At 49.5% G+C, this 19,305-nt stretch carries 19 protein-coding genes; 10 read left to right on the top strand and 9 right to left on the bottom strand.

Annotated features, from left to right (window positions below):
- The first annotated feature begins 3 nt into the window (after positions 1-3).
- The gene (locus ACIFQN_RS06135; protein WP_429832160.1) at positions 4-1,368 is read left to right on the top strand and encodes an FAD-binding oxidoreductase; all 1,365 of its coding nucleotides are present in this window, start codon (positions 4-6) and stop codon (positions 1,366-1,368) included.
- 49 nt (positions 1,369-1,417) lie between these two features.
- On the opposite strand, the gene ACIFQN_RS06130 is transcribed toward ACIFQN_RS06135, so the two are convergent.
- Positions 1,418-1,852, bottom strand: coding sequence for a hypothetical protein (locus ACIFQN_RS06130; protein WP_429832159.1), 435 nt, complete (start codon positions 1,850-1,852; stop codon positions 1,418-1,420).
- Between the two features lie 238 nt (positions 1,853-2,090).
- Between ACIFQN_RS06130 and ACIFQN_RS06125 the strand changes: the two genes are divergently transcribed.
- The 4 genes from ACIFQN_RS06125 (at position 2,091) to ACIFQN_RS06110 (ending at position 6,383) form a co-directional block, all read left to right on the top strand.
- Complete coding sequence (locus ACIFQN_RS06125; RefSeq protein ID WP_429832158.1) at positions 2,091-3,719, top strand: formate--tetrahydrofolate ligase; 1,629 nt, start codon at positions 2,091-2,093, stop codon at positions 3,717-3,719.
- Between the two features lie 136 nt (positions 3,720-3,855).
- A complete protein-coding gene (locus ACIFQN_RS06120) occupies positions 3,856-4,233 on the top strand; it encodes a PH domain-containing protein (RefSeq protein WP_429832157.1) in 378 nt (125 codons plus the stop codon).
- A 253-nt stretch (positions 4,234-4,486) separates the two neighbouring features.
- The gene (locus ACIFQN_RS06115; RefSeq protein ID WP_429832156.1) at positions 4,487-6,013 is read left to right on the top strand and encodes a DEAD/DEAH box helicase; all 1,527 of its coding nucleotides are present in this window, start codon (positions 4,487-4,489) and stop codon (positions 6,011-6,013) included.
- A 112-nt stretch (positions 6,014-6,125) separates the two neighbouring features.
- Complete coding sequence (locus tag ACIFQN_RS06110) at positions 6,126-6,383, top strand: HPr family phosphocarrier protein (protein ID WP_429832155.1); 258 nt, start codon at positions 6,126-6,128, stop codon at positions 6,381-6,383.
- Positions 6,384-6,468: 85 nt separating this feature from the next.
- Here the strand turns inward: ACIFQN_RS06110 and ACIFQN_RS06105 are convergent, their stop codons facing one another.
- On the bottom strand, positions 6,469-8,142 hold the full coding sequence (locus ACIFQN_RS06105) for a sulfatase-like hydrolase/transferase (RefSeq protein ID WP_429832154.1): 1,674 nt from the start codon (positions 8,140-8,142) through the stop codon (positions 6,469-6,471).
- A gap of 119 nt (positions 8,143-8,261) precedes the next feature.
- Positions 8,262-9,329 carry a YeiH family protein gene (locus ACIFQN_RS06100; protein ID WP_429832153.1) on the bottom strand — a complete coding sequence of 356 codons (1,068 nt, stop codon included), beginning with the start codon at positions 9,327-9,329 and terminating at the stop codon, positions 8,262-8,264.
- 128 nt (positions 9,330-9,457) lie between these two features.
- Here ACIFQN_RS06100 and ACIFQN_RS06095 point away from each other — a divergent pair, with 128 nt between their 5' ends.
- Positions 9,458-10,354: a LysR family transcriptional regulator gene (locus ACIFQN_RS06095; RefSeq protein ID WP_429832152.1), complete on the top strand. Its 897-nt coding sequence runs from the start codon at positions 9,458-9,460 to the stop codon at positions 10,352-10,354.
- A gap of 68 nt (positions 10,355-10,422) precedes the next feature.
- Here the strand turns inward: ACIFQN_RS06095 and ACIFQN_RS06090 are convergent, their stop codons facing one another.
- The 5 genes from ACIFQN_RS06090 to ACIFQN_RS06070 form a co-directional block, all read right to left on the bottom strand.
- The gene (locus ACIFQN_RS06090; protein ID WP_429832151.1) at positions 10,423-11,556 is read right to left on the bottom strand and encodes a stalk domain-containing protein; all 1,134 of its coding nucleotides are present in this window, start codon (positions 11,554-11,556) and stop codon (positions 10,423-10,425) included.
- 74 nt (positions 11,557-11,630) lie between these two features.
- The gene (locus ACIFQN_RS06085) at positions 11,631-12,383 is read right to left on the bottom strand and encodes an anti-sigma factor (RefSeq protein ID WP_429832150.1); all 753 of its coding nucleotides are present in this window, start codon (positions 12,381-12,383) and stop codon (positions 11,631-11,633) included.
- A gap of 3 nt (positions 12,384-12,386) precedes the next feature.
- Positions 12,387-12,953 carry an RNA polymerase sigma factor gene (locus tag ACIFQN_RS06080; protein ID WP_429832149.1) on the bottom strand — a complete coding sequence of 189 codons (567 nt, stop codon included), beginning with the start codon at positions 12,951-12,953 and terminating at the stop codon, positions 12,387-12,389.
- A gap of 46 nt (positions 12,954-12,999) precedes the next feature.
- On the bottom strand, positions 13,000-14,529 hold the full coding sequence (locus ACIFQN_RS06075) for a HAMP domain-containing sensor histidine kinase (protein ID WP_429832148.1): 1,530 nt from the start codon (positions 14,527-14,529) through the stop codon (positions 13,000-13,002).
- Positions 14,519-15,196 (bottom strand): response regulator transcription factor, encoded by a 678-nt coding sequence (locus ACIFQN_RS06070; protein WP_429832147.1) that lies wholly within the window; start codon positions 15,194-15,196, stop codon positions 14,519-14,521. Before ACIFQN_RS06070 ends, ACIFQN_RS06075 begins: the two co-directional genes overlap by 11 nt.
- Positions 15,197-15,369: 173 nt before the next feature.
- Between ACIFQN_RS06070 and ACIFQN_RS06065 the strand changes: the two genes are divergently transcribed.
- The gene (locus tag ACIFQN_RS06065) at positions 15,370-15,546 is read left to right on the top strand and encodes an SDR family NAD(P)-dependent oxidoreductase (protein WP_429832146.1); all 177 of its coding nucleotides are present in this window, start codon (positions 15,370-15,372) and stop codon (positions 15,544-15,546) included.
- A gap of 26 nt (positions 15,547-15,572) precedes the next feature.
- Here ACIFQN_RS06065 and ACIFQN_RS06060 read toward each other — a convergent pair whose 3' ends face one another.
- Positions 15,573-16,196, bottom strand: a complete 624-nt coding sequence (locus tag ACIFQN_RS06060; RefSeq protein ID WP_429832145.1) for a hypothetical protein — start codon at positions 16,194-16,196, stop codon at positions 15,573-15,575.
- A gap of 399 nt (positions 16,197-16,595) precedes the next feature.
- Here ACIFQN_RS06060 and eutL point away from each other — a divergent pair, with 399 nt between their 5' ends.
- The 3 genes from eutL to ACIFQN_RS06045 are packed head-to-tail and all read left to right on the top strand — an operon-like array spanning position 16,596 to position 19,267.
- Positions 16,596-17,246, top strand: a complete 651-nt coding sequence (gene eutL / locus ACIFQN_RS06055; RefSeq protein WP_429832144.1) for an ethanolamine utilization microcompartment protein EutL — start codon at positions 16,596-16,598, stop codon at positions 17,244-17,246.
- A gap of 36 nt (positions 17,247-17,282) precedes the next feature.
- The gene (locus tag ACIFQN_RS06050) at positions 17,283-17,774 is read left to right on the top strand and encodes a BMC domain-containing protein (RefSeq protein ID WP_429832143.1); all 492 of its coding nucleotides are present in this window, start codon (positions 17,283-17,285) and stop codon (positions 17,772-17,774) included.
- A complete protein-coding gene (locus tag ACIFQN_RS06045) occupies positions 17,774-19,267 on the top strand; it encodes an acetaldehyde dehydrogenase (acetylating) (RefSeq protein ID WP_429832142.1) in 1,494 nt (497 codons plus the stop codon). Before ACIFQN_RS06050 ends, ACIFQN_RS06045 begins: the two co-directional genes overlap by 1 nt.
- Positions 19,268-19,305 lie beyond the last annotated feature (38 nt).

The raw sequence follows: 19,305 nt of genomic DNA, 5'->3' as shown, positions 1-19,305 counted from the left end.
AAAATGGACTATGTACAAGAGTTGATAGAACTTCTAGGCGAAGAGCGGGTTACCACCAACCCGACGGTTTTGGAGCACCACAGCCATGACGAATCGTACCATGCACCGCGGCTACCCGATGTCGTTGTGTTTCCGCAGAGCGCGGAAGAGGTTAGCCAGATCATGAAGCTGGCAACCGCCAGACACATTGCGATCACTCCGTTTGGGCTGGGGACAAGTCTGGAGGGTCATGCGATTCCGTATGAAGGCGGGATCAGCATGGACTTTTCCTTGATGAATCAGGTTCTGGAGGTTCGGCCTCAGGATTTTCTCGTGCGGGTCCAACCCGGAGTCACACGTACACAGCTCAATAAAGAACTGAAGAAGCACGGTTTGTTCTTTTCAGTAGACCCGGGTGCAGATGCGACACTTGGCGGGATGGCAGCAACCAATGCCAGTGGAACCACCTCTGTGCGCTATGGAGTAATGCGTGACCAGGTGCGCGATCTGGAAGTGGTCCTCGCAGACGGGCGTATCATTCACACGGGCAGTATGACAGCGAAATCGTCATCGGGCTATCACTTAACGGGTCTGTTCGTAGGATCGGAGGGTACGCTTGGTGTCTTTACCGAGTTGACATTGCGGGTGTATGGCATTCCAGAAGCAACAATGGCTGCCCGTGCCTGCTTCCCATCTGTGCAAGACGCTGTGGATACGGTCGTGGATATTCTCTCTGCGGGTATCCAGGTAGCGCGTATTGAACTCGTTGATGAACGCTCCATTCGCCAAGTCAATCTATACAAGGAAACCAGCTATCCGGAAAACCCTACCCTGTTTATTGAGTTTCACGGCAGCGAGCAGAGTCTGACCCACGACATCGAGTTTGCCCAAAACATCGCCGCAGAGCATGGCTGCCAGGAATTTTTGTTTGAGACAGATTCCAAGGCTCGTGCCCAGCTCTGGGATGTGCGCCACAACATGGCCTATGCGTTCTTGCACAAATCGCCAGGCAAAAAAATGATGGTAACGGATGTGTGCCTGCCCTTTTCCGAGCTGGCGGGAGCGGTGGTCGATGCCAGAGGGGCAATTGACCGCTCTGGATTGGATGGAGCCATTCTCGGACATGTCGGGGACGGGAACTACCACGTCATCCTGATGATCGATCTGAACGATCCACAGGAGGTAGCCCGTGCAGAGGAACTGAATGCGCATCTGGTCGAATACGCGCTAAGCCGCGGGGGAACATGCACAGGCGAGCACGGCGTTGGAGTGGGGAAAGCGAAATACCAACGGATCGAGCACGGCGAAGCACTGGACGTGATGCAGTCGCTGAAAAATGTACTCGACCCTACAGGCATCCTAAACCCAGGGAAGATTTTTGGCGCATAATCGCTGCCTGCATTCTGTCATCATACAGAGTGCAGGTTTTTTTGCGCTCTTATCTTATTTCTCTGGCGTGTAGGATAAGTCCACTGTGTTCAAACACTTTAATGACATACTTGTGTCCCGTCTCAATGGTTACTTGGCTTCCTCCAATCTCGTAATGATCGCCGTCGCTCGTCGTCACCTGATCGCCCCCCCGCCGCGGATCCCATTTCTCCTGGATCACGACTTTCTTTATGACGGGACCTTGCACGACATCTGCCGCGACATAACCAATCATGACCAGCGGGTATAGGAGCATAATGGCCAAGACCAATAAAATAAAAGAAGAAAACTTTGTTTTTATATAATTTGCCATGATGTAACCAAGAATGTAACTGAATAAAAGCAATACGCCGCAGTATCCGCTGACTCCCATCCATAGAAAACTACGTTCATCCGAAGTGTATTTCGCGAAAATAGCGATCGTACCGATTATCCACAGCAGCACAATGCCCGCCCGTACGACATTTCTTTTTTTCCGATACCATACTCGATCTTCGGGGGAAAAGAGGTTCAACCCACGTCACACTCGCTTTCTTTGTATATGACATTAGACGTTTTTTCCAAGTAATGGTTGCGCGGTTTTCTTAATCAAAAAAGCATCATCGGAGAGGAGAAGTGACTACAATGTGGAATGTAGACATTTGGAAATAAACAAGAAATTCTCGGAATGTAGGGAGGCAGGCATGAAGCCGATTGTTGAGATTGCCAAGACAGCAGGTATCGAAGAGTGCGATTTAGAACTTTACGGAAAGTTTAAAGCGAAACTATCTAATGATCTGTGGGAAAAGATAAAGGATCGTCCCGATGGCAAGCTGATTCTCGTTACAGCTATGAATCCAAATCCGGCGGGAGCAGGAAAAACGCTCACGACAATTGGTTTGTCACAGGCGCTCCATTTGTTAGGAAAAAAGACAATTGCAGCGCTTCGGGAGCCTTCTCTGGGCCCGTGCATGGGGATAAAAGGAGGAGCTACTGGTAGCGGCAAGGCGCAGATTCTCCCTGCGGATGAGATTAACCTCCATTTTACAGGTGATATTCATGCGATTACGGCGGCGCATAATCTGCTTGCTGCCATGATTGACAACCATATATTTCAAGGCAATCCGCGCGGACTCAATCCAAAGAAAATCGTTTGGAAGCGGGCGATGGATATGAATGACCGCGCCCTGCGCAATATCGTTGTTGGGCTAGGTGACAGCAACGGGATGGTGCGGGAAGACGGTTTCATGATTACGACTGCATCGGAAATCATGGCTATTCTTTGCTTGAGCGAGAGTTTGGCCGATTTGCGAGAGCGCATAGGTCATATCATTATCGGATACGACTTTGATGACCAGCCTGTGCGGGCTGAGGAAGTGAATGCCGTCGAAGCCATGTGCGTCCTGTTAAAGGAAGCCATCAAGCCGAACCTTGTTCAAACCATCGAGGGCACACCTGTCATCATTCACGGTGGTCCTTTTGCCAACATTGCTCATGGATGCAGCAGTGTAATCGGAACAAAAACCGCACTGAAGCTTGCGGATTACGTCGTTACAGAGGCGGGCTTTGGAGCAGACTTGGGAGCAGAGAAGTTTTTTGACATCAAATGTCGAAAAGCCGGTCTCACTCCTGCGGCAGCGGTAGTCGTCATTACCGTCCGTTCGTTGAAATACAATGCAGGTGTAAAGGTTGCAGATCTTCAGGCAGAGAATTTGGGCGCATTGGAGAAAGGGTTTGCCAACGTGCAGCGACATCTGGAAAATCTCCAGAAATTCGGCGTTCCGGCTGTAGTCGCCATCAATCACTTTGCAACAGATACCCAAGCGGAAATAGACAAGGTAATAATGCTCTGCCAGCAAGCGGGTGTCGAAGCAGCGCTCTCCAATGTTTGGGCGGATGGCGGAGAAGGCGGTACTGAGCTGGCGGAAAAAGTATCGCGTGCGGCTGAACGCCAATCCGATTTCCGCTTCCTTTATGAAGAGGATCTCTCTGTGAAAGAGAAAATCGAGAAGATCGTCAAAGAGATTTATCGCGGATCGGGTGTTGTCTTTTCCCCTGCTGCCTTGAAAACGATTCAAAAGGTAGAGGAAATGGGCATGTCCCACCTGCCAGTCTGTATGGCTAAAACACCGTACTCCTTTACAGATCGGGCCGATCTCCTGGGCGCCCCGACTGATTTCACGATCCAGGTCAGTGAAATTCGCCTTTCAGCAGGAGCGGGCTTTATTGTCGCTCTGACAGGAAGTCTAGTTACAATGCCAGGACTACCGAAAAGGCCGGCGGCGGAATCGCTTTATGTGGATCAGGATGGCAATGTCATGGGACTTAGCTAACCACTGAAAATAATGATTGAAGCTGACACTCGCACGCGGGCGTCAGTTTTTTTTGCCGCTTCCGACAAACCGAAGGCATATTCATTCGTATACTTACATGTAGGAATATTGATTAAATCGAACGGGGGAGAATCAAATGGGATTGTTTGACGGATTAATGGGCAATGCATCAGAGGTAAGCATCGCGGAAGTGCAGAGGGAGATTGGGAAAATTTTGGCGAATAATGAAAGGGTTGAAAAGGCCTATAAATTAATCCGTGACATGTTTATTTTTACCGATAAACGCTTGATTCTGATCGACAAACAGGGACTTACCGGGAAAAAAGTCGAGTTTCATTCCATACCGTATAAAAGCATTGCCCATTTCAGCGTAGAGACGGCAGGAAGCTTTGATTGGGATGCTGAAATCAAAATCTTTATCTCCGGCAGCCAACTGCCAATCCAAAGACAGCTAAGCAAGAACCTTAATATTTACGAGGTGCAGAGTGTGCTTGCGGACTATGTGCTTCGATAAGCGGAAAAATAGGTTGATTATTCAGAGAACGTAGGGCTTTTTGCCGAGGAAAGGCTTAGGTCATGTCGAATAGTTTTAGGCGATCGGCTATTTGCATTTTCAAGAAATGCATGGTACGATTACAGCTATGTTCTTTATGGGGTGCTTTTGTACAATCGGGGATAAAAGGGCATGTTCCGGATCGTAAGGAATAGTGCCCTTTTTTAATGAGAATTTTATATAAGAAGGTAATGATAAAGGAGACTGAAGCGCATTGACAACTTTTTATGAATTTGGATTACATGACTCACTTGTTCGTGCATTAAGCAATATGGGATTTGAAGAGGCGACAGCCATTCAGGTTCAAACGGTTCCAGTGGCATTGCAAGGGCGTGACCTGATTGGTCAAGCACAAACGGGTACAGGAAAAACAGCAGCATTTGGTATTCCGCTCATCGAAAGATTGGATGAAACGAGTGGAAACATCCAAGGGATCGTACTGACACCTACCCGCGAGCTTGCTGTTCAAGTAGCGGAAGAGATCAACAAAATCGCACAATATAAGAACATTACTGCCTTGCCGATTTACGGTGGTCAGGACATCACACGCCAAATCAAGGCTTTGAAAAAACGTCCGCAGATCATCGTGGCAACACCGGGTCGTTTCATGGATCACATGAGAAGAAAAACGATTCGCCTGGATGCGATTGAGATCGTCGTGTTGGACGAAGCAGATGAAATGCTGAACATGGGCTTTATAGATGACATCAAAGAAATTTTGCAAGAGGTTCCAGACAATCGTCAAACCTTACTGTTCTCGGCTACTATGCCTAGAGCTATCCAGGAAATCGCGCAACAGTTCATGAGTGAGCCTACGTTGATTTCGGTAAAATCAAAAGAAGTAACGGTTCCAAACATTGAGCAGCAATATATGGAAGTTGCGGAAAAACAAAAGTTTGATGTACTGTGCCGCCTGCTGGATATCCATTCTCCAGAGCTGGCTATTATTTTCGGCAGAACGAAGCGCAGAGTAGACGAATTGTCCGAAGCGCTGACCAAACGCGGCTATGGTGCTGAAGGTATCCATGGCGATTTAAATCAGGCGAAACGCGACAGTGTCCTGCGCAAGTTCAAAGAAGGTACAATTGAAGTACTGGTAGCGACTGACGTTGCTGCTCGCGGACTGGATATCAGTGGTGTGACACATGTGTTCAACTTCGACATTCCGCAAGACTCAGAGAGCTATGTACACCGTATTGGTAGAACCGGCCGTGCAGGGAAAACAGGTCTGGCGATCACCTTTGTTACCTCCCGCGAAATTGATCACCTGCGTTTGATCGAGCGTGCAACGAATCGTCGTATGGAGAGACGCACAGTGCCTTCGATGGCTGAAGCATTGGAAGGTCAACAGCGTATGGCTGTGGACAAAATCTTGGAGGCTTCAGGCAGAGATGATCTGTCTGCCTACAAGACACTGGCTGAGCAATTGCTGGAGGATGTAGATTCTGTTACGCTGGTATCCGCAGCACTCAAGCTTTTGACCAAAGAACCAGATATGACACCTATTCGCCTGACAGAGGAAGCTCCTTTGCGTGTTGGCAAGAAAAAGCTGCCACCAAAAGGCAAAGGTGGGTTTGGCTCCGGCTTTGGTGGAAAACGTCCTTCTCGCCCTCGCAGCGGTGATTCCCGCCCACGTAGCGGTGACTCCCGTCCGCGCAGTGGCGATTCTCGTCCACGCAGTGGCGACTCCCGCCCGCGCAGCTCGGAATCGGGCAGCAGACCATATAACAAACAACGCTAATAAAAGACAGCAAGCCGATGCGACGATGAACGCATCGGCTTTTCTATCATGCTTGAAGTGGGCATACTGCATTGATTGAAAAGGGAAAAGTTGACGTAGGAGGTACATCAGGATGGTAGAGAAGAAAATCGTCGTTCAACTGGCGCATGGCTTGCATGCCAGGCCTGCTGCTACTTTTGTTAAGACAGCCACGTCTTTTGCCAGTGAAATCAAGCTTGTGAAAAAGGAAAAGATCGTCAACGGAAAAAGCATTATGGGCATCATGTCTTCGGCGATTGCAAAAGGCGAGGAAATCACCTTGATTGCGGACGGTATAGACGAGCAGGAAGCAATCAACGCACTGGAAAAGATATTGCTTGAGCAAGAATAGTAAAGGGAACGATAAGAAAGATCCTTTGTGCCTGTAGGAGGTACAAAGGATCTTTTTTTGCGCAACGATCCTTTGTTATAGCCACTTATCCGGGCGTAAGCCGTTTTTGATATCGTTGTTCTTCTAAAAGCTCTGCCATTTGCAGGCGAATCAGCTCTGATTGAGGAGTCGCATAGACGGGAGAAGCTAGGTTGTGCATTTCCCACGGATCTGTCAGCAGATTGTACAATTCAAATTCGTCAGCAATCGCAGGTGTTTTTTGGCCAGGGGCATGCTCACTCGCGTAATAGCGGGAGTATTTCCACACTGCCTCGGTCCCATCTTTATAAAGACGGGCAATGACGGTTTCAACGCGGTTGGGAGGGATGACGGAGTGATAGGGCTGGAGCAGGACACTGATCTGATGCTGTCCCTTGGTCACATCGTCTTCGGACATGAAATAGAGGCACTCGGGCGATGGTTTACTCTCATAGCTTTCACCGCGGATAAGCGGGGTGAGATTGCGCCCTACCAGATGACGCGCCTCACTATGGGTTTGTTTGAGGAGCCTGGTTATGGATGGCGTGTCTGCCCCGATGAGGCCCAAAAGTGTCGGGAGAATGTCTACATGACTAGTCAACTGGTCTGTATAGAAGGGCTGTGGAAAAAGGAGAGGGTTGTGGATAATGAGAGGAACATGAGTAGCTTCCTCGTAAGCGCAATAAAATTTTTGATGGAGATTGCCGTGTGCTCCCAAAAGCTCGCCGTGATCGGAGGTAAACAGGATTACCGTCTCGTTATAAAAGGAGGTGTCGACGATTGCTTCGAGTACACGCATCACTTCCTGATCGGCGTTTTGCTGAAGCTGAAAGTATAGTCGGTGATAAAATTCGTTATCGGTGATCGGCTGAAAAGCGTGTGGATAAACATCGCGATAGCTAGCCTGACAGCGTGGCTTTGTCGCAAGTGATTCGTCGTAGGTAGGTGGAGGCAAAATGTCAGGGATAAAGTCGTCGACATGAAAGCGAAAAACGGGCAAATGGGCGGTTATATCGCCATAAAGGGCGATATCGTGCGGATTGACAAAAGAAGCGACGAGTAGCCACGGCTGGTACGAGTCAGGCTGATCAAGCTCGTTTTTTTCCTGCTCCAGCTGCTGTATTAGCCGGACCACCTCCGTACGGTAAATCACATCCCTTCCGTTCACCCCAATCGCAGCAGATGAGCCTGAATTGTGAGGAGCTCTCCCGTGCGGTTCTGGCCCGATCCACCCTGTAAAGCCATACCCGTCCAAGCGATCTGCGAGCAGGTACAACCTCTCTTTTTGCGGGTCGGGCATCCCAGTCCCCGGTGTGTAGCTGCGGACGGGGATATGTGTCCCGGGTATCCAGATGTCCGGATCAGAAATATGCCACTTGCCTTTGTAAAACGTGCGGTAGCCTGCAGCTCGGAAGTAATCGCCCATGGTAGGAACGGTGTTTTTGTCCAACCAGAACATATCACTGTCTGCAGAGCGTTTGGCAGCGCCACTGGTTTGGGTCACGCCGTGCAGGGAGGGGTACTGTCCTGTAAACAAGGTAGCTCTGCTTGGCGAGCATGCAGTCGCTCCGACATAGTGTCGTGTGAATTCTAGCCCGTGCTCGCGTAAAAAGGAGTGGGCATGGAGTGAATCCTGTCTCCATGCTGAGATGCCTGGTTCTTCGTACACAGGTGGATAACGTTCTTCATCCACGATGATAAACAAGATATTGGGTCGCTTGTGCAAAGATCGTCTAGACATGCGGATGCCCCCAGGAAAAGATAATCACACCGTTATCAACATATGGGGATAACCTTTGTCCTTATTTACAAAAAAAATCTTCGCCGAAAAATATGTCCGACGAAGAGGAGTAGAGCTAGTTAAATGAATACATAAGACAGGACGGATAGCAAAACCGACGTGATGGACATGGCAATCAGTGGGCGGGCAGCTTTTGTCCGCAGGGCACGCAGATTGACGTTGAGTCCAAGACCGACCATCGCCATAGTCAAAACAAATGTCGTAACGCTGGCTACGCCTGTATTGAACGCTTCTGAAACGGGAATTTGTTTGCCGAGCACGTAGCTCCCAAAGAGGCTCATTACAAGGAAGCCGATCAGGAACCAAGGAAATTCGATTTTGGTGCCGCTTTGAATTTTTCCAGTCCGCTTCATCCAGAACATCAAGATAAAACAGAGGGGAACCAACAGAAGAACGCGCCCCAATTTCGCCAACAGTCCGATCGCCAATCCATCCTGCCCTGCCGGCGCGGCAGCCAAAGCGACATGAGCTATCTCATGCAAGCTAATACCGGACCACATGCCGTAATCTACGGCTGACAAGGGCAAAAACGGACGCAGGATTGTATAGCCGATAGCGAACACCGTACCGACTAGCGCGATGATGCCTACCCCGATCGCGGTATCTTCGTCTTTTGCCTGAATGATGGGGGATACAGCGGCGATAGCTGCTGCCCCGCAAACTCCGGTACCAACTCCGAGCATAAGGGAAAGGGAGGGCTCTGCTTTCATCCATTTAGCCAGCAGCATGGTAACTGCAATGGCGAAGACAATCACGCCTACGTCATAGACGAGTAATCCAAGACCTTGATGAAGAACAACGTCGACATTAAGCTTAAGACCGTACAGAATGATGGCAAGACGCAATAAACGTTTGGCAGAGAACTGAATGCCTGAGCGAAGTGCCTCGGGATATCCTCGAAATTGGCGATAAAAAACGGCGATCAGGATCGCACAAGCAAGCGGACCGACGCGATCAAAGCCGGGAACGCGGGATAAACCATATCCGAGCAAGGCAACTAGAAAAGTGAAGGCGACGCCGCCGATCCATAACGAGAGGGAAGACTGTTTGCTTTCTTTGGGTTTATCGGGCTGTACAGCTGCTCTGCTGCTGTTCAATGGCACGCTTTCCTTGAACTGGGTGGCCATTGCAATCACTCCTTGAAAAGATTTACAACCTCAGAATAAAACAACTGTTACAATAAGAAAAATAAATCATTGCTATAATGATGATAAGTAAAACGATATAGTTAATGATTAGAGCGGGGTGATGCAGGATGGATCAGCAATTACTGGTTTTTGTTACCGTCGCAGATAGACAAAACTTTTCGCGTGCGGCAGAAGAGCTGCATATGACGCAGCCTGCCGTCAGCCAGTACATCCTTTCTCTGGAGCGATCAGTGGGAACGAAGCTGTTGGAGCGAAGCAACAAGTATGTACGGCTGAATAAAGCAGGAGAGATCGTGTATCACCACGCGCGAGAGATTTTGGGACTGTACACACGCATGCAGAGCCTGGTGGATGATTTGATGAATACGCCTAGTGGTCGCTTGAGTATTGGTGCCAGCTATACGTACGGGGAATATGTGCTGCCGCATGTGATCGCACGTATGCGCGAGCACTATCCGTTAATCACACCGACCATTACGATCCACAACTCAACCGTAATCACAGAACTGGTAGCAAATCGGCAATTGGATGTAGGTATCGTGGAAGGAGAGTACGTCCACGAAAAGATGTGTGTCGAGCCATTTGCCGATGACCGTATGTACCTGATCGTCTCTCCTCATCACCGTTTGGCGGGAGAAGATGAAGTCAGTATCACTGAATTGCTAGAAGAAACATGGATTATTCGGGAAGAAGGCTCTGGTACAAGAGAAGCTGCTGAAAAAATGTTTCGCGAGCTGCAAATCAATCCTCAAAAGCGAATGGAGTTCGGAAGCACTCAAGTCATTAAAGAATCCGTAGAAGCAGGACTTGGGATTAGCCTGTTGTCGTACTGGGCCATTCGCAAAGAACGAAAACTAGGAACGCTTTGCACTCTGAAGGTAGCGGGAACTCCTGTTACAAGAGATTTTTCCCTTGTGACAAAATCAAACGAGTTTCATACAAAAGCATTAGACATTTTTATGGATCTCATACGCACTCATTTGCCAGAAGGAGCATATACATAAAGCAAAGAAGCAGTACGTATGACGAATACGTGCTGCTTCCCTTATTTTTTTACCTCTACATAACAAGCCTATTTTACAGTGATAGTCCCAGTCATGAAGGTGTGTGGCTTGCAGTAGATGGAATATACTCCAGGTTTGGAGAATGTCATTGTGTAGGTTGCTTTTTGGTTGATAGGACCGCTGTCAAAAGAGCCGTCATTAGCTGTGACTGTGTGGACCACATCATCAAGATTTGTAAAGGTCACTGTCGACCCTTTTTCAATTGTGAGCGCACCGGGGGTAAAGGAAAACGACTGAATGTTTACCTGATTGCTTTTGGCAACAGGCGCAGGTGCCACCGATACGGGAGATGATGGAGCAGTAGCACCTGGTACTGGTGATGCTGGAATAGCCGGTGCTGGAGTGTGACCATTGACAGCAAGCGTAGGCGCAGGTGCTGTCGTAAAAGTGAATTGTTGTTTGACCTCAGGTACAATCGGTTTGTGATCGTTGCCCACCAACTGTACTGTCAATTTGTGAGCTCCAGGCGGTACTTCATCAAAGACGGCAGGCTCACCGTTAATCATTTTGTAAGCCAGCTTGGGATCTGTTGGGTCGGTATCGAGCCATACATGGATGTGTCCTTGCCCCGTCAACGCTTGCGTATGTTGGCGGAAATCTGCTAACTGATAGTGGAGGGCGGTGACAGCTACTTTCACCTGGTCTGTGTACAAAATGTCACCATTGGCAGGGGAAACGATGCGGAGCGCCGGTGTTTGTGCAGAAGTCAGAGAAATGGAGTTGGAGGCTTTGTCAAATGCTACCTCCATTCCGAGCTGCTCGGCAAGAAAACGGACAGGTATATAAGGCACACCGTGAACGAGAGAAGCAGGTGTATCTGCGGTAACGAAACCGCCGTTGATTTTGACGGTTTGGCTGTTTACTGTGAACTGATACGTATTGATATCTTTGGAAATGGTGATGGTTTTTGCCGTTTGATCATAGGCAACATTGGCTCCGACGGCGTGGGCGATTGCGTTTGCCGGAACCATCGCATGGTTGTTGGTTATAAGCAGCTTCCCGTCTTTGCTCAGTGCTTTTCCGTCTACCTTGATCGACATAACAGCTGACGGCGCGAGTGTAGCTGCGCTTGCCCAGCCAATCCCAAGAACGCCTGTCAGAAGTGCGCCTGAAAGTAAAAGAGCCACTGATTTTTTCATCATTAATCCCCTCCACGTCTCTTTTGAGTGTTCATCCTAAGTAACGCAGAGGAGGGGATAGCGGTTTGCTGCTTTGCCTATGTGCCCAGCACTTTTTTTCCGCGAGGCTGGTTTCCGGTTTCGTCTGGCTCCAGCGTAATGCCGATTGCTTCAAACGGCAAGGAGGGATCCTTCATTTCGTAGGTCAGTACGCCAGTCCCTAGATTGTCTACACGAAAGACCCCCGCGCTGCGCCTTTTGCCATCGTGAATCAACCACACCTGATATGCTTCTGAGCCTTGTGTGGCAGCAAGCCCCTGAAGGTGAAAAACGAGCATTCTCCTCCCGCCTTGGTCATACATCCAGGCAGTTCCTTTAGATGATGCACTGGCGTTTGCAGTCGCTTGCAGGGAATACGATTGTACCATCCGGGAAGGCTGCGAGAATTCCCTTGAGGCATGCAATTCCTGACGAAGTGACAGGTTATTCCAGACCACGCCGACTAAAGCGAGTGCCAAACCAGCTGTGACAAATCGCTGGGAAGCTGGTTTCCATTTGGCTTTAAAGGTGTCCATACGCTGTTGCCACGACTTGCTTGGTTTTTCGGTTGGTGTAAAAATCGCAGTCATTACTTGCTCTTTCAAATCAGCGGGCACATCCACGTTTTGTGGTTGATACGGTATTTGGTAAGGTATCAATTCCCATGCCTCCCGCAATTCAAGCACTTCCTGACGACAAATCGGACAAGTCACGATATGCTCATCAATGATGTGCTTCTCCTTCTCTGTGCATTCCCCAATTGCATACGAAATCAGATCATCTGAAAAAGAACAGCAGTTACGGGTATCCACGTTTTACCCCTCCATCTCTGGTATCAGGTGGTTCCGCAAGATTTTCAACGTTTGGTGCAGGCGGCTCTTGATAGTGCCGAGCGGTTCGTTCCGCATCTGGGCAATTTCACTCAGCGAATAGCCCTCCCAATACAGGGATTGAATCAACTCAATCTGGCTTTGGGAGAGATATCTGTACGCCAGCTCCATCTGTTCGCGAATCAGCTTGCGTGAGAGGACGTCGGCTGGATTGTTGGCCGGATGGTCCGGGATGTGCTCCCATTTCTCGGGGGAGACGGGAACGAAACGCTGATTCCGTTTTTCACGGCGAAGATGGTCAATCGTAATGTTACGGGTGATCGTTAAGAGCCAGTTTACAAACTGCCCCTTTTCAGCGCTGTAGCCAGACTTCGAGGTCCACAGACGAGTAAATACTGCCTGAACAATTATTCTGGCATGCTGCTCGTCCTGCGTGCTTTTCAGAGCAAAAGAGTAGACTAGCTTGATGTAGCGATCATACAGTTCCTCTAGCGCTGGACGGTGTTTTTGCATGACGAGTTGCATTAGGTCCGCGTCACTCCGGTTTTGCATGAGACAGGCACACCTCTTTTTCCCCCTGATCTCCACTTCTTTACTCTTAGGAAACGATGGAATTGTGCGATCGGTTCGATTTCGCCGAAATATTTTTGGGTCCGGGAGGATGGCCGAGAGTGAGGCGGAAAACAGTACCTGTCGGGCTGCTTTGGATTAATTCCACGTTGCCGCCATGCGTTTTCGCAAGCAGTCTGCAGATTGTAAGTCCCAGCCCAAGACCGTACTTTTTCTTCCGTTTGCTGTCACCGCGATAATATCGTTCGAAAATGAAAGGGGCTTCGGCTTCCGGGATGCCTTTTCCATTGTCAGTAACGTCGATGGAGAGCTGATCGCTTTGCTGTTCTGCTTTTATTTCAATTCGTGTCGCTTTGGCGGCAGCACTATTCCCTAGCAAATTGAACAAAATCTGTTTGAAGTGGGATTCGTCTCCGATCCATACGAGATGAGGCGGCTCTAGAGAGGCGCTCACTTCGATATTTGCAAAAGCAGGCAGCGTACGAACTTGTGCGATCAGTTGATCCAACAAATCAGATAGGTTAATCGCCTTTTTTTCCGTGTGGACTGCCCCTGCCTCCATAGAGGAGAAGTCCAGCAGGTCGTTCACCATGGTTTGCAAGCGCTTCGCCTCATCCATGCTGATTTGCATGAATTCTTCGGCATCCGCTCCGCTCACTACCCCGTCTTTTACTGCTTGGATCATGCCGCGGATAGAAGTAACTGGAGTACGCAGCTCATGAGAGACGCCAGCGAGCAGATCAGTCCTCATCCGTTCGAGTTGCCCAAGGCGATTGGCCATCTCGTCAAAGGATACAATTAACTGGCTAATTTCCGCTTCCTTGATCAAAGAGGCATCGGGCAAGGACGGTTCGTAATTGCCAGCAGATATTTGTTCGGCAGCCAACGCCAACTGACGGAGTGGCTGAGTAAGCGAACGTGATAAGACATAAACAATCCCCCAGCCACACAAGGTAATGATACCGATGGAGACCATGATGGTGATGTAGGTGTGAACGAGGTCGTTATTGAGGCGAGTGCTCACATAATAGGTTCCGGCTACGGCATTCTGCTCATAGTACGGTACGCCCACTCGCAGCCAGGTTGCATCTTTCAACGTAATGATTTCACGCGTTTCCTTTTTATTGTCTGCCGGCTGGACTGGGGCAGGCAAAAGAACCTTTATAGAGGGATTGGCGCTGGTTATGCCCTGTTTAATTTGGTTGTTGGTCGTCTCACCAGAGATTTGGACGACATGGTCCGTGGGAATGTCTGGCATGATGGTTGCGACAAAGGCAGCAGTTGATGCAGGGGTCGCTTGAATTGCGGGCTGCAGGTTTGTCATCGGAGCTACCTTAATCACTTTGGATAGCGCAACCTTGGAATACGAATCAGCCAGCAACTGTGTTCGTGCTTCGAGAACCGCAAACTGCTGCTCTGTAGCATTCTTATTGATCCAGTAAATGCCGAAAAAACCGATTCCGAAAAGCATGATCGACAAAATCATTGCATAGCGCCAGGTCCAGTAGCGCAAGAGAGGTACTGGCGTCTTGGATGGAGAGGTTCGTTTAATAAACACGCAGACTGTACCCCATTCCTCTAATCGTACTGATCTCACCCTCGCTGCTAGGCCAATGCTGTAAGCTCTTGCGCAAGCGTTTTACAGCCGTATCCACGGAGCGATCTCCTCCTTCGAAATCCATTCCCCATACTTGGTCTAACAATTGATCGCGACTGAAGCATTGGTTGGGGTGCCTGGCCAAGAAGGCGAGTAGCTGCCAGTCTCGAGGGATTAATGACAGCGGTTCTTTTCCAAGCAGTGCATTTTGCGCGGAAAAGTCAATCGACAGGGCACCGAGCCTGATGGTATCGGATTCAGCCAGATAAGAAGAACGCCGCAGCACTGCTTGTACCCGGGCAATCACTTCCTCAGGATCGAACGGCTTGGCTATGTAGTCATCCGCGCCTTGGGCCAAGCCTTGGAGCTTGTCAGGTACTGTGCCGCGAGCCGTAATAATGATGACGGGACAACTGTTGTACTGGCGAATTTGATCCAGTATCGTGAGACCGTCATGGTTTGGCAGCATGAGATCCAGCAGGACCAGATCAGGCTTCCACGAGAGAAAGATACGAAGTGGGTCTTCGTTCCCGTCGTTCCAGTTAACTTCATAGCCAGCACGCTCCAAATAGGCTTGTACCAAGCGAGCAATCGGCATTTCATCTTCAATCAAATAGATTCGTTTCACGATGTGTACGACCTCTTTTCTATCAGGTCCATGCAGGATTGTAATCATCATAGCAATGTCAATGACAAAATGGTGTGCCATCATTTGTTAGGAAATGGGCAGCTTCTTTATTTTCATGGATGTTCTATTGTAAGTGACCTGTGTGTCTGTAAAATGGCGAAGGTGTTCCAGGGTTGACAGGAACGAGAGAGGTAGTAACCGGAGCAGGAAGTGGGATGGGACGCGCGACGAGCCTGAGGCTGGCTGAGATGGGAATGAAGATGGTCCTGGTCGATTTCAGTGCAAAGGCCTTTGACAATTTTCTTCATGTCAAAGGCCTTTGCTATTTATTTGTAGCCCGTATCGCCTGAAAGGGCGTTATCTTTTTCTAGCTGATTTAGTTTTTTGCTGCAGGGGTTGTTGGTACTGCATCCAGTTTGATTTTTACGGCAGGTACCGTTTTTGCAGCAGTTCCTTCTTTCTCAAGCTGAGCCTTGAGTTCTTCGACACTCATACCCTTCTCTTTGGCGATATCCTCCAGACTGATGATTTTCGTCATAGTCTTTCCGTCTTGATCAAGCGGTTGCGCTTTCCCTATTGCAACGGCACCTGTGGCTTTGCCTTCCTTCTCAAATTGAGCGATGAGCTCTTCTACGGTAATGCCTTTTTCTTTCGCCACTTCTTCCAAGTTGATCGCTTTCTCGAAAGTGTAGAACATATTGTCCTTTGTCGGTACGCTGCCATCGTCGTTCTTTTGATCAATCTTCACTTTGACCAGCTTCACTCCTTTTGTCAGTTTTCCCTCTTTTTCGAGCTCTGCGATCAGCTCTTCCACTGTGATGCCTTTCTCTTTTGCCATTTGCTCTAGGTTGATTGCGGGTTGGGCTGCTATCAGGCTTACCATGTTCATTTGGGCAGGCCCTTCGATTTTTTTAGAGGGTACTTTTTCTGCTGCAAATGCGGAACCTGCCATTGCGGATACTGCTAGAGCCATTACTGTCATTGCGATTTTCTTTTTCATGTGAAATTCCTCCTTGGGGATTGCATCTTGTATGGGTGAGCCTTTTTTCGGGCTTGCCCGTCTCGGCTACACAACCAAGATAATCCGCCCGTGTGTCCGTCAAATGGCTGAAATTAGAAAAAGTGATGGAAATGAAAAAGGCCTCAATTCGTTCGGTAAAAATCAAAAGATGCAGGAATTTGGAAAGTGGCAGGTATGCGAAAACGCTTGCAATTTCCCCGCCATTGTCATACATTAGAGACACGGATAAGATCACAGAATTTTGTCTCGTATCTTATCTAACAAGTGAACAAACAAAAGGCAAAGGTGCCATGAACACGAGGATTGTTTCCTGTGTTCTGGACACCTTTTTTTGCGTTTTGAAAAGGGTAGCAGTTGTCTGAAGGGAGTGTGACACGCATGGAAAAACCAATTCGAGCGACGCCGCTTGCGATCCGACTGATCCCCAATGTCGATCCTCAGTTTGCAGAGAAGCTGAACTTGCCTTCGCATATTCGAAGCCTGGGCCTTTTGACTTCTACGATTGATGATGTGGGATACACCGCGATCGACGAGGCGACGAAAAAGGCAGTAGTAGAAGTCGTTTATGCCAAGTCGTTTTATGCGGGCTCCGGCCACGCGTCTGGACCGTTATCCGGCGAGTTCATCGGAATGATTGGGGGAGCGACGCCATCGGAGGTACAGAGTGGTCTGGATGCAGCCGTTGCATTCATGGAAAGCGGAGCATGCTTTTACTCTTTAAATGAAGAGGGGACACATGCGTATTACGCCCATGTCGTGTCGCGGACTGGAAGCTATTTATCCCATCTGGCGGGAATTCCAGAAGGGGAGCCGCTCGCGTATTTGATCGCTCCGCCACTGGAAGCCATGTACGGCATAGATGCGGCCCTCAAGGCAGCAGACGTACAAATGATGCAATTTTTTGGACCGCCTACAGAAACCAACTTCGGGGGAGCGCTTTTAACCGGCAGCCAATCTGCTTGCACAGCAGCGGCAGAAGCATTCGCTACGGCTGTTAGAAGTGTCGCCCAACAACCTGTAAAACGATAAAAAGGGATTTTCCCTCTTGAAGGGGAGGAAATGTAAATGCGCGCTCATGCATACTCGCTAGGTATGATTGAAACGTTGGGCTTGCCCGCTCTTATCGCTGCCGCAGATGCTGCCGCCAAAGCCGCGGACGTCAAGGTAGTTACTTATGAAGGGGCAGATGCCGGAATCGTCACGGTGTATGTCATCGGTGATGTTTCCTCGGTGCAAGCGGCAGTAGACGCCGGAGCCGACGCCGCGAGACGTGTTGGACGATTGCTCCATTCACACGTCATCCCGCGTCCGGATGAAAGTGTACCGAAAATGATTAAAAATCTGATGAGTCCACCAGTAAAGGAAGAGGAGAAGCCAGAGGCAACGCAGGGTCAACCTGTATCCGCTCTTGCTGAACAATCGATCAACGATCTGCGCAAACTTGCGCGTTCGTACGCAGATTTCCCTCTCTCCACAAATGAAATCAATACGGCTAAAAAAGAAGATCTCATTCGCCTGCTGGAGGAAAAGCAACAAGGCGGAGGTGAGCAAGGCTAATGACACTGGATGCTGATCTCTATTCCATACAGGAAGTGCGGACCTATCTGGCACAAGCCAAGGAAGCACAAGCCAAGCTCGCTTCTTACAGCCAGGAACAAATTGATGCTATCGTAGCGGCTATGTCCAAAGCGGGCGTCGAGGCTGCAGACAGACTGGCAGCGCTCGCAGTCGAGGAGACAGGCTTTGGCAACATTCCAGACAAACGGATGAAAAACCTGTTTGCCGCGAATGATGTGTACGCTTGGATCAAAGATCAAAAAACGGTTGGCATCATTAACCGGGATGAACAGAACAAGGTTTGGGAAGTTGCACAGCCATTCGGTATCGTCGCTGGTATTGTACCTTCCACTAACCCTACTTCCACCGTTATCTTCAAATCGATGATCGCATTGAAAGCACGCAATGCGATCGTATTCAGCCCGCACCCGTCCGCTGCCAAATGTACGCTCGAAGCAGCTCGCGTAATGGCACAGGCGGCTGTGCAGGCTGGAGCGCCAGAAGGCTTGATCCATTGCGTTACTAGGCCGACGCTTCCAGCTACGAATGAGCTGATGAAGCACAAGCTGACCAATGTGATTTTGGCTACAGGCGGATCGCCAATGGTACGGGCCGCGTACAGCTCCGGCAAACCTGCTTATGGCGTAGGACCGGGTAATGTTCCGGTTTACATCCATCACAGTGCCGATCTGGCTGCAGCAGCCAAACGGATCGTACAGAGCAAGACCTTTGATTACGGTACGATCTGCGCTTCCGAGCAAGCACTTGTCATTGAAGAGTCGGTCAAGCATCAGATGATCGCGGCACTGAAGCGAGAGGGAGCCTATTTCCTGGACGATCATGAAAAAGAGCGGGTAGCCGCTATCGTCATGGTCAACGGCTCGCTCAATGCCAAGATTGTTGGTCGCTCGCCGCACGTGATTGCGCAGATGGCTGGCATCACCATTCCTGCCGATGCACGCGTGCTGATCGCCGAAGAGAACAGTGTCGGAAAGGCGTATCCGATGTCCGTAGAGAAGCTGGCTCCGATCCTCGCCATGTACACAGTCCAAGATGCAACAGAGGCGTTTGCACGTTGCCGAGAGCTGTTGGAGCTCGGTGGTCTGGGACATACAGCAGGGATTCACGCGCAGGATGAGAACATCATTGCGTCCTACGGTCAGGCGATGCCCGCATCCCGGATTCCGGTCAATACCGGTACAACATTCGGAGGAATTGGTGCAACTACAGGCATTCAGCCGTCCTTTACTTTGGGCTGCGGTTCCTTTGGGAACAACATCACTTCAGACAACATCGGGCCAAAGCACCTCTTCAACATCAAGCGTGTTGCGTTTGGCGTAAGAGAGATGCCTGAGTCGAGGCCGGCACAGGTGCAGGCAACTTCCCAAGCGGAAGAAGCGGTTTTGCAGGCTGTCTCTTCGATGAATGTTGGACTCAGCCGCGATGAAATCAAGAACATCATCAAGTCTGTTTTAACCGAAATGACGTCTTAAAAAGGACGTTCAAAAAGTCCGGGAAACATAGCTGCCGA

This window comes from Brevibacillus sp. NRS-1366, assembly GCF_050467985.1.
This window is presented reverse-complemented; position numbering and strand designations above follow the sequence as displayed.

What these genes read in the sequence shown, in the direction of transcription:
- ACIFQN_RS06060 (WP_429832145.1), bottom strand. Translation starts at nt 16,196, where the DNA reads ATGAAAAAGAAAATCGCAATGACAGTAATGGCTCTAGCAGTATCCGCA.
- ACIFQN_RS06050 (WP_429832143.1), top strand. Translation starts at nt 17,283, where the DNA reads ATGCGCGCTCATGCATACTCGCTAGGTATGATTGAAACGTTGGGCTTG.
- ACIFQN_RS06080 (WP_429832149.1), bottom strand. Translation starts at nt 12,953, where the DNA reads ATGCAAAACCGGAGTGACGCGGACCTAATGCAACTCGTCATGCAAAAA.
- ACIFQN_RS06090 (WP_429832151.1), bottom strand. Translation starts at nt 11,556, where the DNA reads ATGATGAAAAAATCAGTGGCTCTTTTACTTTCAGGCGCACTTCTGACA.
- ACIFQN_RS06120 (WP_429832157.1), top strand. Translation starts at nt 3,856, where the DNA reads ATGGGATTGTTTGACGGATTAATGGGCAATGCATCAGAGGTAAGCATC.
- eutL (WP_429832144.1), top strand. Translation starts at nt 16,596, where the DNA reads ATGGAAAAACCAATTCGAGCGACGCCGCTTGCGATCCGACTGATCCCC.
- ACIFQN_RS06105 (WP_429832154.1), bottom strand. Translation starts at nt 8,142, where the DNA reads ATGTCTAGACGATCTTTGCACAAGCGACCCAATATCTTGTTTATCATC.
- ACIFQN_RS06110 (WP_429832155.1), top strand. Translation starts at nt 6,126, where the DNA reads ATGGTAGAGAAGAAAATCGTCGTTCAACTGGCGCATGGCTTGCATGCC.
- ACIFQN_RS06135 (WP_429832160.1), top strand. Translation starts at nt 4, where the DNA reads ATGGACTATGTACAAGAGTTGATAGAACTTCTAGGCGAAGAGCGGGTT.
- ACIFQN_RS06095 (WP_429832152.1), top strand. Translation starts at nt 9,458, where the DNA reads ATGGATCAGCAATTACTGGTTTTTGTTACCGTCGCAGATAGACAAAAC.
- ACIFQN_RS06045 (WP_429832142.1), top strand. Translation starts at nt 17,774, where the DNA reads ATGACACTGGATGCTGATCTCTATTCCATACAGGAAGTGCGGACCTAT.
- ACIFQN_RS06125 (WP_429832158.1), top strand. Translation starts at nt 2,091, where the DNA reads ATGAAGCCGATTGTTGAGATTGCCAAGACAGCAGGTATCGAAGAGTGC.
- ACIFQN_RS06100 (WP_429832153.1), bottom strand. Translation starts at nt 9,329, where the DNA reads ATGGCCACCCAGTTCAAGGAAAGCGTGCCATTGAACAGCAGCAGAGCA.